Source organism: Mycobacterium sp. E735 (assembly GCF_001666955.1).
Classification (GTDB): Bacteria; Actinomycetota; Actinomycetes; order Mycobacteriales; family Mycobacteriaceae; genus Mycobacterium.
Genome location: NZ_LZIX01000257.1, coordinates 1 through 13,712, shown reverse-complemented (window position 1 = coordinate 13,712; position 13,712 = coordinate 1). Strand labels below are relative to the sequence as shown.

Annotated in this window: 15 protein-coding genes; 5 read left to right on the top strand and 10 right to left on the bottom strand. The window is 68.3% G+C overall.

What is annotated here, in order from left to right; translation table 11 throughout:
- The coding region (locus tag A5704_RS21145) for a wax ester/triacylglycerol synthase domain-containing protein (RefSeq protein WP_067780590.1) at positions 1-1,293 on the bottom strand (1,293 nt) is incomplete at its 3' end.
- 15 nt (positions 1,294-1,308) lie between these two features.
- The gene (locus A5704_RS21140; RefSeq protein WP_067780587.1) at positions 1,309-2,568 is read right to left on the bottom strand and encodes a S9 family peptidase; all 1,260 of its coding nucleotides are present in this window, start codon (positions 2,566-2,568) and stop codon (positions 1,309-1,311) included.
- Between the two features lie 212 nt (positions 2,569-2,780).
- Between A5704_RS21140 and A5704_RS21135 the strand changes: the two genes are divergently transcribed.
- A complete protein-coding gene (locus A5704_RS21135) occupies positions 2,781-3,050 on the top strand; it encodes a hypothetical protein (RefSeq protein ID WP_067751683.1) in 270 nt (89 codons plus the stop codon).
- Positions 3,051-3,073: 23 nt separating this feature from the next.
- Here the strand turns inward: A5704_RS21135 and A5704_RS21130 are convergent, their stop codons facing one another.
- Positions 3,074-4,057: a GNAT family N-acetyltransferase gene (locus A5704_RS21130; protein WP_067751680.1), complete on the bottom strand. Its 984-nt coding sequence runs from the start codon at positions 4,055-4,057 to the stop codon at positions 3,074-3,076.
- A gap of 329 nt (positions 4,058-4,386) precedes the next feature.
- Here A5704_RS21130 and A5704_RS21125 point away from each other — a divergent pair, with 329 nt between their 5' ends.
- Both A5704_RS21125 and A5704_RS21120 read left to right on the top strand, forming a co-directional pair.
- Positions 4,387-4,650 (top strand): hypothetical protein, encoded by a 264-nt coding sequence (locus A5704_RS21125; RefSeq protein WP_067751785.1) that lies wholly within the window; start codon positions 4,387-4,389, stop codon positions 4,648-4,650.
- A gap of 150 nt (positions 4,651-4,800) precedes the next feature.
- Entirely contained in the window at positions 4,801-6,642 is a 1,842-nt protein-coding gene (locus A5704_RS21120; protein WP_067780584.1) for a long-chain fatty acid--CoA ligase, read from the top strand.
- Positions 6,643-6,750: 108 nt separating this feature from the next.
- Here A5704_RS21120 and A5704_RS21115 read toward each other — a convergent pair whose 3' ends face one another.
- Positions 6,751-7,554: an HPF/RaiA family ribosome-associated protein gene (locus A5704_RS21115; RefSeq protein WP_067751674.1), complete on the bottom strand. Its 804-nt coding sequence runs from the start codon at positions 7,552-7,554 to the stop codon at positions 6,751-6,753.
- A 12-nt stretch (positions 7,555-7,566) separates the two neighbouring features.
- The gene (locus A5704_RS21110) at positions 7,567-7,848 is read right to left on the bottom strand and encodes a DUF1876 domain-containing protein (RefSeq protein WP_067751671.1); all 282 of its coding nucleotides are present in this window, start codon (positions 7,846-7,848) and stop codon (positions 7,567-7,569) included.
- Positions 7,849-8,064: 216 nt separating this feature from the next.
- On the opposite strand from A5704_RS21110, the gene A5704_RS21105 reads away from it, so the two are divergent.
- Positions 8,065-8,712 (top strand): TetR/AcrR family transcriptional regulator, encoded by a 648-nt coding sequence (locus tag A5704_RS21105; protein ID WP_067751668.1) that lies wholly within the window; start codon positions 8,065-8,067, stop codon positions 8,710-8,712.
- Here the strand turns inward: A5704_RS21105 and A5704_RS21100 are convergent.
- The 5 genes from A5704_RS21100 to A5704_RS21080 are packed head-to-tail and all read right to left on the bottom strand — an operon-like array spanning position 8,703 to position 12,760.
- The gene (locus A5704_RS21100) at positions 8,703-9,929 is read right to left on the bottom strand and encodes a lyase family protein (RefSeq protein WP_067890869.1); all 1,227 of its coding nucleotides are present in this window, start codon (positions 9,927-9,929) and stop codon (positions 8,703-8,705) included. The two genes, A5704_RS21105 and A5704_RS21100, sit on opposite strands and share 10 nt — an antisense overlap.
- On the bottom strand, positions 9,926-10,498 hold the full coding sequence (gene pcaG / locus A5704_RS21095; protein WP_067751662.1) for a protocatechuate 3,4-dioxygenase subunit alpha: 573 nt from the start codon (positions 10,496-10,498) through the stop codon (positions 9,926-9,928). The genes A5704_RS21100 and pcaG overlap by 4 nt, the downstream gene beginning before the upstream one ends.
- Positions 10,491-11,246 (bottom strand): protocatechuate 3,4-dioxygenase subunit beta, encoded by a 756-nt coding sequence (pcaH, locus tag A5704_RS21090; RefSeq protein WP_067751659.1) that lies wholly within the window; start codon positions 11,244-11,246, stop codon positions 10,491-10,493. Before pcaH ends, pcaG begins: the two co-directional genes overlap by 8 nt.
- A gap of 60 nt (positions 11,247-11,306) precedes the next feature.
- Entirely contained in the window at positions 11,307-11,792 is a 486-nt protein-coding gene (locus tag A5704_RS21085) for a hemerythrin domain-containing protein (RefSeq protein ID WP_066950130.1), read from the bottom strand.
- Positions 11,789-12,760, bottom strand: coding sequence for a Rieske 2Fe-2S domain-containing protein (locus tag A5704_RS21080; protein ID WP_067751656.1), 972 nt, complete (start codon positions 12,758-12,760; stop codon positions 11,789-11,791). The genes A5704_RS21085 and A5704_RS21080 overlap by 4 nt, the downstream gene beginning before the upstream one ends.
- 365 nt (positions 12,761-13,125) lie before the next feature.
- Between A5704_RS21080 and A5704_RS21075 the strand changes: the two genes are divergently transcribed.
- On the top strand, positions 13,126-13,712 hold a 587-nt coding region (locus A5704_RS21075), incomplete at its 3' end, for a Rieske 2Fe-2S domain-containing protein (protein ID WP_156736557.1).

Sequence of the window (13,712 nt, the reverse complement as noted above, 5' to 3'; positions counted from 1 at the left end):
GAATCCGACCCGGTCGGCGTACAAGCACGTCGTGATGTTGAGTGCGTGACCGTCGTAGACCGTCGACACCGGATACATCTCCTCGATTCGCGCGCCGTTCCAATACATTTCGGCCGCCGGTCCGCGGACATGTGAGATCGGCAGATTGTATCCGGTGCGGATTTTCGGCGTGAACGGGAGCAGCGGACCGATCGCCGTCGCGGCGATGCTCCCCGCGTTGGTGAGAAGTGACGCCGCCGCGCCGCGCTTGCCCACCCAGCGCTTGCCCTCGGACATCGATCGATGGATCGCATCCAGCCGGGCCAGCGGGTCGTCCAGGTTGGTGCCCAACGGGCACATCCAAAGACCAAACTTGTTGCCATGCTGGTCATCTGCCGAATCGTGCTCGTGATCGCGCACCGTGATCGGGCAGGCAGCCACCAGTGGCCGATCGGGCAGTTCCCCGTGATCGCCCAACCACCGCCGCACCACCCCGGCCGCCATCGCGGTCAGCACGTCGTTGCCGGTCACGCCGGCCGCCTGACGCACGGCGTGGATGCGCTCCTTGGCCCAACTGCCGGCGGCGACCGCGCGTTCGGGGCCGGGGCGCCCGTTGAACCGCGTGTAGGGCGCCCCGAGCGGCAACGCGGTGGTGTGCCCCACCAGGGCGTCGAGCACGGTGGCGATCTCGCCGGTGGCCACCTTGCCGATCAGCCCCGCACCCGACGCCGCCGCGCCCGTCAGCGACCGCAGCGGCGCGACCAGGCGGGACACCAGCCCGCCGGACGACGGGGGCGCGGGCTCGGGACGGCAGTCGGCGTAAAACGGTGGCATCGAGCGGCGGCTGGGATCAGCGCTCAGCGCGTCGGTGATCATCTGGAAACCCGCCACCCCGTCGGTCACGGTGTGGTGCACCTTGATGTAGAAGGCGAAGCGGCCGTCGTCGAGGCCGTCGATCAGATAGGACATCCACATCGGCCGGGTCCAGTCCAGCCGCAGGGCGTCCAGTTCCCCGATCAGCCGCCAGAATCCGTCACCGGACACCGTGCGACGCTGGCAATGTTGGCTCACGTCAACGGGATCCATGTGTCGCCACACCCACATGCCGCCGGTGTCCACACCGCGGTGCGGGTACTTGCGCAGCCTGGGATCGATCGGATCGTTGCCCGCGAGCGTCCTCCGATGCAGGTCGTCGACGTAGTCGGGCCCGGCGTCATCGGGCGGCGACAGGATCAGCACGGCACCGACGTGCATCGGGCTGGACACCCACTCCGCGGTCATCATCGCCGCGTCCAGCGGATCCAGCGGATTCATCTCGGCCTCCGCGACTTAAGCGGGGCGGTCGCGCTCGGTCATGGGCCCATTCAGCAGGCCCGACTGTTGCAGCGCCGCCTCGACGAACCGCTGTACCGGTCGCGCGCGGAAGAATCCGGTGTGACCGCCGCGGTACCAGACGATTTCGGGTTTGCCCCAGTGCTCCCAGAGGCGGACCACCTGCTCGCGCGGGTGCACCACCTGGTCGGCGACACCGGCGTAGATGAAACGCCCCGGCTTTCCGACCAGCGGTGCGAGCGACAGCGGCGACGTCATCCGCCCGATGGGCTCCGCGAGTTCGAAGGTCTGACGCCGGGGATCGTCGGGGCCCAGCCCGGAGTGCCGGCTCAGCAAGCCGACCAGGTCGGCGACCGGGACGCCGAGGATCGCGCAGGTCAGACCCGCCTCGAGGCTGGCTACCAACGCGGTGATGTAGCCGCCGAGCGACAGCCCGTTCAAGCCGATCTGGGATTCCGGCTCTTGCCGGCGTATCCAGGACAGCAACCGCCGGATGTCCCACACCGCCTGCGCCGTCGCGTGCACGTCGTCGAAGATGTCCTCCCCCGGAAACACCGCCCCCTTCGGCAGGCCCCGGGCCCGGGGCCCGTGCATCGGCAGGACCGGCATGACGACGTTCAGTCCGAGTTCGGCGTGTAACCGCCAGGCCCGGAACAGCGCGAGATCCAATGCGGCCCTGCCCATTTCCGTGCCGTGTATACAGACCAGCCACGGCCGCGGTTGCGGATGGCGTAGCAACAGGGCGTACTCGCGGTTGTTCGCGGTGTAGCTCATCCACCGATCCGCGCCGGGCTCCCCCGGCCGCGGCCGGTACCCGCTGTCAAAAGACATGCGGTAGAAGGATCGCCTGCCCTTCTTGACCTCGTGCACCGTGAGGTCCGAAAGCGGCGGGGGTGCACCGAAGAATCTCTTCGGATGGTCGAGCCATCCGCGCTCGCCGTAGAACGTCAGCCCGGCGACGACCTCGTCCGTGATCCGCGCGAACTCCTCGGGGCGGCTGACCGGGCGTCGCGCCTTGAGGCCCATCAGGACGACTTCGTCGCGAAACGCCTGCGCCGCCAGGGCCAGGGTGGGTCGCGCGATCGGAAGCTCGTCGGGCGCTTGGCCGAGGTAATCGCGCCACGACTCGGCCAGGTAGCGACCGGTGCTCGTGAACGGCTTGACGGCGCTGCTCAAGCCGACACCGGCGGGTGGGCTCAACGGCAACGCGCCCCCCGAGCGTCGGGAAACGCCGTCGTCGTCGGTCGGTACGGCCATGGTGGCAAACTAGCAGGCGCTGAAATCGGCGGGTTAGGGACTTACGGCCCGGTCGCCCCCGCGAAAGTCCTTGCCCGACAAGCCGACGTTGCGGAACCGGCCCGGGCCCTATGACCAGGCGCGAAGGGTCTTTCGTCACTCGCGCCGCTCGCCGGGCGGTCGTAACGTCGGAGCCGCCACAAGCACCTCAGACGCTCCCTAGGAGTCCGATCATGACCGAGGCACCGCAAAAGACCGAACCGCGCTGGGCCGAACTGTCCGATGACGTGCTGGAATCCGTCGAAACCGGCCGCAAGCAAGCCATCGATGCGGTCCGCAAATTCGTCGACCAGATCAGCCCCGTGCTCCCCGAGCAGTCGCGCCGCAAGACCGTCGTCGACGCCGCCCTGGACCTGGCCGACGAGTTGGTCACCGCCCGCATGGAGTTCTTCCGCAGCGTGGTCCGCAGCGCCGGCCACGCCGTGAGCAAGCACGGCGAGTAGACAACCCGCCCCGGCAGGCCGCCCTAGTCGAACGCATGGATCACCTGGCGGGCCACTTGCCGGATCTGTTGATAGACAACGCGATCGAGGGGTAGATCCCGATATCGCGGGATCTCCCCCGTCGTGGTGACCACGCCCGGCTCCTCGTGCGCCCAATGCGCGTTCACCTTGTCCCCCAACGCGCGCGCGGGCGGATTGTCGGACAGCACGCGGGCGTGGAAGCGCTTGATGCCGTCGACGCGCGCCGCGACCGCGAGTGCGCCGAGGAGCAGCGTGCCTATCCCCCGCCCCTGGTAGCCGTCCGCCACGGTGAGCGCGACCTCCGCCGAGGCGGGGTCGTCCTGATCCCGGACGAAGCGGGCGTCCGCCACGACCGGGCCTGCGGCGCCGTCGGTGACCACCCAAACGAAGTGGTCGACGTAGTCGACCTCGAAGAGATAGGTCAGGCGCGCATCGGTGGGAGCGCCGCCCTGGTACCGCCGGTACAGCGTCTCCCGGGAGAACGAGCCGCTGCTCTTGAACCGCTCGGCGTCGCCGGGCAGCACCGGACGCAGCGAGAGCACCGCGCCGTCCTTGATCGTCACCGGGATCGGGACGACGTATGCGGCCAGCCGCTGCCGCGCGGTGCGCAGCATGCGGTCGGCGATGACCGGCATCGCCAGCATGCGGTCGAAGGCGGCGCCGTATCCGATGTACCCGCGCACGTCCTGGACCGCCGTCACCGTTGCGGTCCTGGTGGCGTGCCGCAGCAACGCGATCTCCCCGACGATCGTCGCGGAGGACAGCTCGGTGAGCGTGACACGGCCCTTTGATCCGACGTGCCGCACCCCGATGCGGCCGGACGCGATGATCGCGAAAGACTCCGCCCGTTCCCCCTGCCGCATCAGGACCTCGCCGGCTACCGCGTGCAGGGGCTCGAGAAGGTGGGCCAACGCCTTGAGGTCCTCGGCCGGGATATCGGCGAACACGGGCAGCGCCGCGAGTTCTTCGGCGCGGACAGCCCTCACATCGGTCCACCTGTCAGCTCGGATCTCCCGCCCGAATCACACCCCGATTGCGAATCCATTGCTAAAGCGGTCATCTCGCCAATTTCGTAATTTTGCGGTCCCGGAACGGGTAACGTGGCGATGCGTCCTCCCCGATGTACGGTACGCGAGCCGCACCGCCATCGCCGGAGAAGGAAGTAGGTGACCGCTGTGACAAAAGACCCTGTCGGACTGGGACTTCGGCAGATCGGAACCGAGACCAAAGCCTTTCGGTGAACGTGCTCTTGGCCTCTACGGCCGGGCCCTCGAGGCTGGTCGGATGGATCGAGAAGGCGAACGGGGAGGGGAACATGAATACAGCGAAGTGGCGGCAGCATTGGCCACAGCGCCGGCCGGCGGCCCGTATCTATCAGCTGACCGATCGCCTCCACGAGGGACATGTTGCCCGAGTGCCCGCCCACCAGATACCCGCCACCGTGTCCGCTTGGTTGGAGGAGCTCGGTGCGCACAGCCCGCTGGTTGACGACCTCGAGCGCGCGGTTCGAGGGGAAGACTGGTCCGCGGCGCACGCCCTCGGTGAGTGCCTGTCCATCGAGATCGCCCTGGCCGACTGACCGGTCGGATCGGATGTAGCGCGGCGGGGACGTTTGCCGCCCCCCACGTGACTTTCGTCACTACCGCATAGCCGCCACGCTCCGCAGGATCGACGTTATACCGGTGCACCACGTCATCGGTATCCGTTCCGGCAGCAATGGATTCGCGCTATGAATGCACCACTGGCCTCGATGGAGAGGCCCGACTTCCGCAAGATCGAGAACCGCGCACCGTCGGTGGCACAGATGTTTGTCAACCGCGTCGCGGCGACCCCCGACGCGGAGGCCTTCCGCTATCCGCAGGACCACACCTGGGCCAGCGTGACCTGGCAGCAGGTCGGCGAACGGGTCAACAACCTGGCCGCCGGGCTGATCGCGTTGGGAATCGCACCGGAGGACCGGGTCGCGCTCGCCTCCGCGACGCGCTACGAGTGGGTCCTCGCCGACTTCGCGATCATGTGCGCGGGCGCCGCGACCACCACCGTCTACCCCACGACGAACGCCACAGATGTCGCCTACATCGTCGCCAATTCCGGGAGCCGGGTGGTGGTCGCCGAGAACCAGAGCCAGCTCGACAAGCTGATCGAGCATCGGGCCGAACTGCCCGACGTCCGCAAGGTCGTCATGATCGACGGCAACGGCGACGGCGACTGGGTGATCTCCCTCGCCGACCTCGACCTATTGGGCAAGCAACTGCTCGCGGACACGCCCGATGCCGTCAACGACAGGATCGCGGCCGTCGGTCCCGACCACCTGGCCAGCCTCATCTACACCTCCGGCACCACAGGTCGGCCCAAGGGCGTGCGACTGACGCACGGGGCATGGACGTACACCGCCGCGGCCATCGATTCGCTGGGCATCCTCGGCCCCGACGACCTGAACTTCCTGTGGCTGCCGCTGGCGCACGCGTTCGGCAAGGTGATGCTGGCGCTGCCCTTGCAGATCGGCTTCCCCACCGCCATCGACGGCCGCGTGGAGCGGATCATCGACAATCTCGCGGCCCTGCGACCGACCATCATGGGCGCGGCTCCGCGCATCTTCGAGAAGGCGCATGCCCGCATTCAGGACATGGCCGCCGAACGCGGCAGGCTCAGGAAGATCATTTTCGATTGGGCGATCGGGGTCGGCAAGAAGGTGTCGGAGGCGCGACAGTCCGGGAGGAAGCCTTCGCTGGCGTCGTCACTGGCCTACAGGCTCGCCGACCGGCTGGTGTTCACCACCATCCGCGAACGGTTCGGTGGGCGCTTGCGGTTCTTCGTTTCCGCGGCCGCCGCGCTGGACCGCGACGTCGCGCAGTGGTTCGACGCCGTCGGCATCATCGTGCTGGAGGGCTACGGGCTGACCGAGACCGCTGCCGCATCATTCATCAACCGCCCCAACGCGTATCGGTTCGGGACGGTCGGCTGGCCGTTCCCCGCCACCGATGTGAAGATCGCCGACGACGGCGAGATCCTGCTCAGGGGTCCGGGTCTGATGACCGCCTACCACGACCTACCGGACGCCACCGCCGAGGCGCTCGACGGGGACGGGTGGTTCCACACCGGCGACATCGGCGAATTGGATGACGACGGATTCCTGCGGATCACCGACCGCAAGAAGGACATGTTCAAGACCTCGCAAGGCAAATACGTCGCGCCGTCCGCGATCGACGCGCGCTTCAAGGGCTGCTGCCCGTACGTGAGCGAGATCGTGGTCTACGGCGAGGGCAAGCCGTACTGTGTCGCGCTGGTCAGTCTCGACAGCGAGGCGATCACCGACTGGGCCAACAAGAACGGCCTGGCGGGCAAGTCTTTCGCCGACATCGCGCGCGACGACAAGACGCAGCAGCTGATCGCCGGCTACATCGACGCGTTGAACACCGAACTCAATCGCTGGGAACAGATCAAGAAGTTCACGATCGCCGATCGCGAATTCACCGTCGAATCCGGCGATCTGACGCCGAGCATGAAGCTGAAGCGCAAAGTGGTCATCGACAAATTCGCCGACCGTCTGCAGGCTCTCTACGAATCCTGACGCCCCAATACCGGCCTGTTCGCCTTGCCGGGAGAGCGAAGTTTGGGGCGGCGGTCCCGGACGGGGGGATGCCGGGACCGCCGCGGATTCAGTTGGTCTCTTGGTGTTTCACGTCGCCGGTGTGATGAGCCCGTAGTGTCCGTCGTAGCGGTGATACAGCACGTTGCCACGGTCGCGGGCGGTGTCAACGAAGAACAGGAACGGCAGGCCGAGCAACCCCATCCGCTCGATGGCCTGATCGATATCCAGGCGCGGGGCCGGCTGGGGGCTGATGGTCAGCGGCAACCGGAACGGCGCCAAATCGTCCACGGTCACCGGATTGATCTGTGCCAGGCGGTATTCGGCCGGACCCTCGCGGTATAGCACGCTGTCCTGCCGCGTGGCCTTCTCCGTGAACAGGTGGAAGTCGTAGTCGAGCTGCTCCATCTCCAGCGCGGCCTCCTCCACCGTGCAGGCGGGCAGGCTGTAGGACTTGTGCCGCATGATTCGGCGTTCGCTGTCCGGCCGCGGGAAGTACTTCGGTCGGTGCGTCGGCTCGGTCTCGTGCCGCCATTCGTGCGAGCCGCCCCGTGGCATGCCACCGCGCTTGGCTTCCCAGTGTTCGGCGGCGCGCTCGAGCTGGCGGCGCAGCCGCGCCTCGAGTCGGTCGATCGCTTCCCGCGCGGTGACGCCTTCGACCTGCGCGCGCACCGGCCGGCCGTTGACATCGAGGTTGGCCTGGGCGATCACCCGGCGGGCCACCGCGGGGTCACCGTGCTCGCTCAACTTGACGTGGGCGTACAGCACCGGTTCGTGGGTCAGGTGGCCGAGCTCGCCGATCTTCGTCCGCGCGTACTCGTCGGCCCCGGGCAGCTGACCGCGCGTCGTCACCTGGACGTCGAGGGCAGCCGGGAGATCGGGTCGTTGTCTCATGGTGTCTCCCGGTCAGTGATGCAGGCCCGTGACGGGCTCGTGCGTGCTGGCTTGGATGTCGGTCGATGTCGCGGCGAACAGCTGGTTCGCCAGGTCGGAGAGCGCGCGGGCGATCGCGAGCTCGTCGCCGATCGTGGCCACGGGCTCGTCGGCCGGGTCGAGTCGCGCCAGGCCGACGCCGACCAACGTCTTGCCTTGCCAGGACAGTCGCGCCTTGGCCCGGGTCTTCTCGTCGCGCTCTTCGACCAGCACGTCGATGCGGCACGCCTTGGTGGCGTCGTCGTTCTTCGTCATCACCCGATGCGACCATCGCGCGCCGGGGCGGCAGTAGGGGCGGAAGTCCCGAATCGCGGGGCAGTTCGTCGGCCCGGCCTTGGGCCCCCCACGGCGATGAAAGGGCCAGCAAATGCGCGGACGCCCGCGAAGAAAACGTCGAACTTAATCGACATTATTGCTGGGCTTAATCAACAGTTTCGTTCGCGTATATCGGGGTGCCCAACAGTAGCGGGCGTGTCCAACCTCCCGACACAGACCAAGTACCTGCATGCCTCGCGGGGCCGCCGGTCGTCGCCGCACTCAGGTGACGACCGCGAACAGGCGATACTGGCCACCGCGGAGCGGCTGCTGCAGGAACGGCCGCTCGCCGATTTCTCCGTGGACGACCTAGCAAAAGGCGCCGGGATTTCGCGTCCCACCTTCTACTTCTATTTCCGATCGAAGAACGCGGTGTTGCTGTCGCTGCTGGACCAGATGAACGGAAAGGCGCAGGCGGCCCTCCGGTCGCTCGGGGGAATCTCGTCCGGTGATCCCGCGGAGCTGTGGCGGGCGCGCATCGAGGCGTTCTTCGAGGTATCGGGCTCTCACCCGGCGGTCGCCGTGGCGGGCGCCTCGGCGAAGGCCACCAACCCCGAGGTCCGGCAGTTGTGGTCCACGCTCATGCAGAGGTGGATCTCGCTGACCACGGCCGCCATCAAGGCCGAGCGCGGCCGGGGCGCCGCCCCCGACACCGTCCCGGCCGAGCAGCTCTCGCTCGCCCTCAACATGTTGAGTGAGCGGGTGATGGCCGCGACGTTCACCGCCGAGGACGAGGCGATGCCCGAGGACCGGGCGGTCGACACGCTGCTGCACATCTGGCTGGCCAGCATCTATCAGCGCTGACCGAGCGCCCGCCGGGCCCGGTCCAGGCTCTCGTCGATCAGCCGGTCCACGGCGCCGAAATAAGCGGGCGACGGTGGTTTCCCCGCCAGTTCGGCGATCGCCTCTTGCTCCCCGAAAACGTCTGCGTGGTCGAGGTTTTCGGACATCCGGTCGGCGTGCACGGCCAGTCCGGCCAGCAACTCGCCGCATTGGGAGCCGGCGGCGACGGCCCGCCGGGCCAACGTGCGCAGCGTGTCCCATTCGGCGTGCCAGGCGCCGTCCGGTCGCTCGTCGTTGGCCAGCGCCGCCGCGGTGTGCAGGGTCGACGCCAGCGGCGGTGCGGACAGGGCGGTCCGTCGGATCAGGATGGACAGCACGGGATTTCGCTTGTGCGGCATCGACGAGGAGCCCCCGCGGTTCTCGCCGCCGGATTCGGTCAGTTCGCCGATTTCTGGGCGGGCCAGGGTGACGACGTCCGAGGCGATCCGCCCCCAGGAGTCGGTGCAGCCGACGAAGGCATCGGCGGCCGCGGTGACCGGCGCCCGCGCCGTGTGCCACGGCATTCGGATGGCCAATCCCAAAGCCGTTGCGGTGCTGCGCGCCAGGCTTGCGGACACCGCGGCGGGGTCGGCGGAGCCGGTGAGCAGCGCTGCCAGCTCGGTGCTGGCGGCCAATGTGCCTGCGGCCCCGCCGATCTGGATGGGGATGACCAATGTGGACAGCGCCTCGAAGGCATCGACGACGCCGTTCAGCCAGCCGGCCGCCTTCGCCCCGAACGTGGTGGGCGCCGCGTGCTGGGTCAGGGTGCGCGCGACCATGGGCGTCAAGCGGTGCAGGGTGGCGAGTTCGGACAGCGTCGAGACCTGACCTCTGAGCTGTGCGGCGAGCTCCCCCACGGCCTCGCGCACGCCGAGCATCAGGGCGGTGTCCAGGACGTCCTGGCTGGTGAGACCGCGATGGATCCACGGCGCGACTTTCGGCGCGGCACGCTGCCGCAGCAGGCCGACGAGCCCGATGACGGGGTTGCCGCCGTCCTCGGCGGCAACCCCCACGGATTCGCAATCGTTGGCGGTCAACAGCATTGGCAGGTCCGCCCCCGCGCACTCGGGCGGGGCCAGGCGTTCGGCGACGAGGGCGTCCAGCCAGGCGGCTTCCACCGCGGCCATCGATTCCAGCAGGGCCCGATCCGTCATGTGGTCTCGGGCGCGGTGGTCGCCGGGCCACAACAGGTTGGTCATCGCCCACCGTCTCGGTACGCCAGGAAGACGGTCTCGAGCGGACCCTGCAGGTGGATGTCGAAACGGTAATCCCGGCAATCGCTTTCGGGGACGCACAGCAGGGTGGCGCGACGATCGGCACCCAGACCCGCCAGCAGCGGGTCGGCGCAGAGGTCGCCGTCGGGCAGGTAGGCGCGGGTGAACAATCGGTCCAGCAGTCCGCGCGCGAACACGGTGAGGGCGAAGAACGGCGGCCGCCCGGGGGCGGTGGGACCGGGCGCCACCGTGGTGAAGGCATACCGGCCGCCGGCGTCGGTCGCGCACCGGCCCCAGCCCGTGAACGCGCCATGGTCGTCATGCCGGCGGCGCAGCGAACCGGCCTGCCGCGGGACGCGCCCGGCGCCGTCGGGCTGCCACAGCTCGACCAGGGCGTCGGGCACGCCGTCGCCTGCGCCGTCGTACACCGCGCCGTGCAGCCGGACAGCGTGCGCGTGCCGGTCGCCGACCAGCGCGCCGCCACCGGGATAGGGCAACCCGAGGTCCAGGAAGGGGCCCACCGTCTGCCCTGGGGTGCAAGCACATTCAGTCATGGCGGCCCTCGACGGGCGTGCGGCCGCCGCCCGTCAGCACGATGTCCCACCGATATCCGGTGGCATATTCCGGCTCGGTGAGGTCGTGGTCGTAGCGGGCGATCAGCCGTCGGCGCGCGGCGGGGTCGAGGACCGACTGGAAGATCGGGTCCAGGTCGAACAGCGGGTCGCCCGGGAAGTACATCTGGGTGACCAGGCGCTGGCCGAACGCGGTCCCGAACACCGAGAAGTGGATGTGTGCGGGGCGCCAGGCGTTGTGGTGATTGCGCCACGGATACGGGCCCGGCTTGACGGTCAGGAAGCGGTAGGAGCCGTCCGGGCCGGTCAGGCACCGGCCCGCGCCGGTGAAGTTGGGGTCGAGCGGGGCCGGATGCTGGTCGCGCTGATGACGGTAGCGGCCGCCGGCGTTGGCCTGCCAGATCTCGATCAGCTGGCCGGCCGCCGGTCTGCCGGACCCGTCGACCACACGCCCGGCCACGATGACGCGTTCGCCCAGGGGCTCGCCAGGATGCCCGGCCGTCAGGTCGGCGTCGACCGCGTCGACGTCCTGGTGGCCGAAGCATGGCGCCCATAGTTCGACCCCATCGGGATCGACCGGCACCAGGGCTTGTTTGGGATGCCGCAGTGCGGTGCCGCGGTACGGCGGGTAGTCGAGGCGGGGCTGAGCTTCCGGCCCGCGGTATTCGGCTGCGATGGCGGCGATCTCGGCCGTAATGTCAGCCTGAGACGCGAGACACTCGGGCTTCATGAGCCGTGACGCTACTCTCCATGGCCCCGCACACCGCGGAAATCGGCGGCGGCGCCGGAGTCAGAGTGAGCGCACCAGCGCCGCCCGCCCCTTGGTGCGCATCTTGTAGAGCGCGGACCCGCGGTATTGCTCCATTTTCGCGGCCATCTTGTTGCCCAACTCCTCGAGCTCGGCGTCGGTGATCTTGACCTCGGGAGGTGCCGGGATCATGTCGCGCTCCTCCTCGTCGGCGTGGGCCTCCAGCACCGTCTTGAAAGAGTTCCATTCGTCCTCGTAGCCCGGCGCGCTCTGCGGCGTTCTCAGCAGCACCGAGAGCTGGTCGACCACTTGACGGTGCTCGGCGTGGGCGACGGCGATCAGCTTGGTGGCGTCCTTGAGGGCCGGGTAGTACAGGTCGTCCTCGATGCGGAAGTGGATGTCGAGCTCGATCAGCATGTCGTCGAAAAGGGCATGCCGCTCTTCGCTGTTCACCGGGGCCTCGCTGACCTTGCGGCCGAGGCCCTTGATGACGATGTGGTGTTCTTTCAGCACGTCGTAGGCGTTCACTGCGGTCTCCCTTCTCCGCTTCCCACCGCGGCACCGAGCCCGGGCCCGGGTTCGCCGCGAACTTCGACCATTCCGTTGACCAACCTCGCCTCATAGCACGGCAGCGGGGCCGCCGCCGGTCCACGCAGAACGTCGCCCGATTCGGCCGCGAACCATGAACCGTGCCAAGGACATACGAGCCGGCCACGGTCGATCCAGCCGTCGGCCATGGGGGCCGCCAGGTGCGGACACAACTCGCCGAACGCCGCAACCTCCCCGGGCCTGGTCTGGCACACCACCAGGCCCACCCCATCGACCTCGACCCGCACCGGCTTTCCGTTCAGCGAGCTCGCCGGCAGCACCGGCGTCCATTCCGCTTTGCGCAGCCGCGCGCCCGACTGGTCGATCCCGATGCCGGACTCGAACACCAGCGCCCCGCCGAGGTAGCTGCCGGCGACGGTGATGCCGTAACCCAATGCGGTGAGGGCGATCCCGCGGCCGTGCCGACCCCGCCGGCGATCCCACCACGACCGCGCATACAGCCCGGTGGCCACCAAGTTCACCACGCCGTGCACGGCACCGACCCGGCGATCGGATTCGTGGGTGTGCTGCCAATCGGTGACACCGGTGACGGCCGACCCGATGCTGGCCAGGATCCCCAACCCGAGCGCGCGGGACGCGAACCTCGACGCGTCGCGGACTTCCGTGGCGGGCCGGCCCGGAAGCAGGCTCAGGGCGTCCAGCGCGACGGTGGTACCCAGCGCGCCGCTCGTCAGCGACGCCAGCGGCGGGTGAACCGGGTGGCCGAGCCATACCCCGTGGAGCGCATTGGTGACGCTGTCGCGGGCGCCGCCCAGGCCGTTGAAGGCGAAGCTCAGCAGGTGTTCGAACCGATAGCTCGGGCGATCCAGCCACTCTTGACGCCCGATGGCCGCCACCACGCGCGATCCGAGTTTCTGCAATCGACCGTCCAGTGACCGATCAGCCATTGCACCAGCCCTTCCTCAGATGCGTCGCCAAATTAAGGCAACGCACGCAAAATCCAACCGTTTACCCGTTGATTACCGCACGCTCACATGCGCGGTGGAGCTGACGTGACCACGGTAGCCCGGGCGTCCGGCGACGTGATTGTTCGCCGCCTGTGAGTTACCAGAAAGCATTCTGGTAAACGCCTGGCCGCGGATCGCGCCCGCTAATCGGGCGATTGACCGACGGCGGGTCGATGCGGGATTCTTGAGAGCGGAACATTTCTCTGTCTATCAGATAATCGAAGCGTCGGCCGGGGGTTACCGTGACAGTCCATCGCGACGCCTGCGCCGGCCTCGAGACCGTGTTCGCCGGCGTCCGCGAGGGGATGATTCCGGCCCACATCTACAACGACGCCGATCTGTTCGCGCTGGAGAAGGAGCGGCTGTTTTCACGGGCGTGGACGTTCGTGGCGCACGAGTCCGAGATCCCGCAGGACGGCGACTACGTGGTGCGCCGGGTCCTCGACGATTCCTTCATCATCACCCGCGACTCCTCCGGCGATGTGCGCGCCCTATTCAATATGTGCCTGCATCGCGGCATGCAGGTGTGTCGCGCGGAGATGGGCAACGCCTCCAACTTCCGCTGCCCGTACCACGGCTGGACCTACCGCAATGACGGCAAGCTCACCGGTCTGCCGTTCCACCGGGAGGCGTACGGCGGCGAGGACGGGTTCGCCCGAAGCTCCCAGACCCTGCTCCCCGCACCGAACTTCGCGAGTTACAACGGCCTGCTGTTCATCAACTTGGACCCAGGGGCCGAACCGCTCGAGGACTTCCTCGGCGACTTCAAGTTCTATCTGGACTTCTACACCAAGCAGAGCGCCGGCGGCGTGGAAGTGCGGGGGCCGCAGCGCTGGCGCATCAAGGCGAACTGGAAGATCGGCGCCGAGAATTTCGCCGGCGACATGTACCA

Excerpts from the sequence above, each read along its gene's own strand:
- A5704_RS21135 (WP_067751683.1), top strand. The coding sequence starts at position 2,781 with ATGACCGAGGCACCGCAAAAGACCGAACCGCGCTGGGCCGAACTGTCC.
- A5704_RS21080 (WP_067751656.1), bottom strand. The coding sequence starts at position 12,760 with ATGGCTGATCGGTCACTGGACGGTCGATTGCAGAAACTCGGATCGCGC.
- A5704_RS21115 (WP_067751674.1), bottom strand. The coding sequence starts at position 7,554 with ATGAGACAACGACCCGATCTCCCGGCTGCCCTCGACGTCCAGGTGACG.
- A5704_RS21100 (WP_067890869.1), bottom strand. The coding sequence starts at position 9,929 with ATGACCAACCTGTTGTGGCCCGGCGACCACCGCGCCCGAGACCACATG.
- A5704_RS21110 (WP_067751671.1), bottom strand. The coding sequence starts at position 7,848 with ATGACGAAGAACGACGACGCCACCAAGGCGTGCCGCATCGACGTGCTG.
- A5704_RS21140 (WP_067780587.1), bottom strand. The coding sequence starts at position 2,568 with ATGGCCGTACCGACCGACGACGACGGCGTTTCCCGACGCTCGGGGGGC.
- A5704_RS21120 (WP_067780584.1), top strand. The coding sequence starts at position 4,801 with ATGAATGCACCACTGGCCTCGATGGAGAGGCCCGACTTCCGCAAGATC.
- A5704_RS21125 (WP_067751785.1), top strand. The coding sequence starts at position 4,387 with ATGAATACAGCGAAGTGGCGGCAGCATTGGCCACAGCGCCGGCCGGCG.
- pcaG (WP_067751662.1), bottom strand. The coding sequence starts at position 10,498 with ATGACTGAATGTGCTTGCACCCCAGGGCAGACGGTGGGCCCCTTCCTG.
- pcaH (WP_067751659.1), bottom strand. The coding sequence starts at position 11,246 with ATGAAGCCCGAGTGTCTCGCGTCTCAGGCTGACATTACGGCCGAGATC.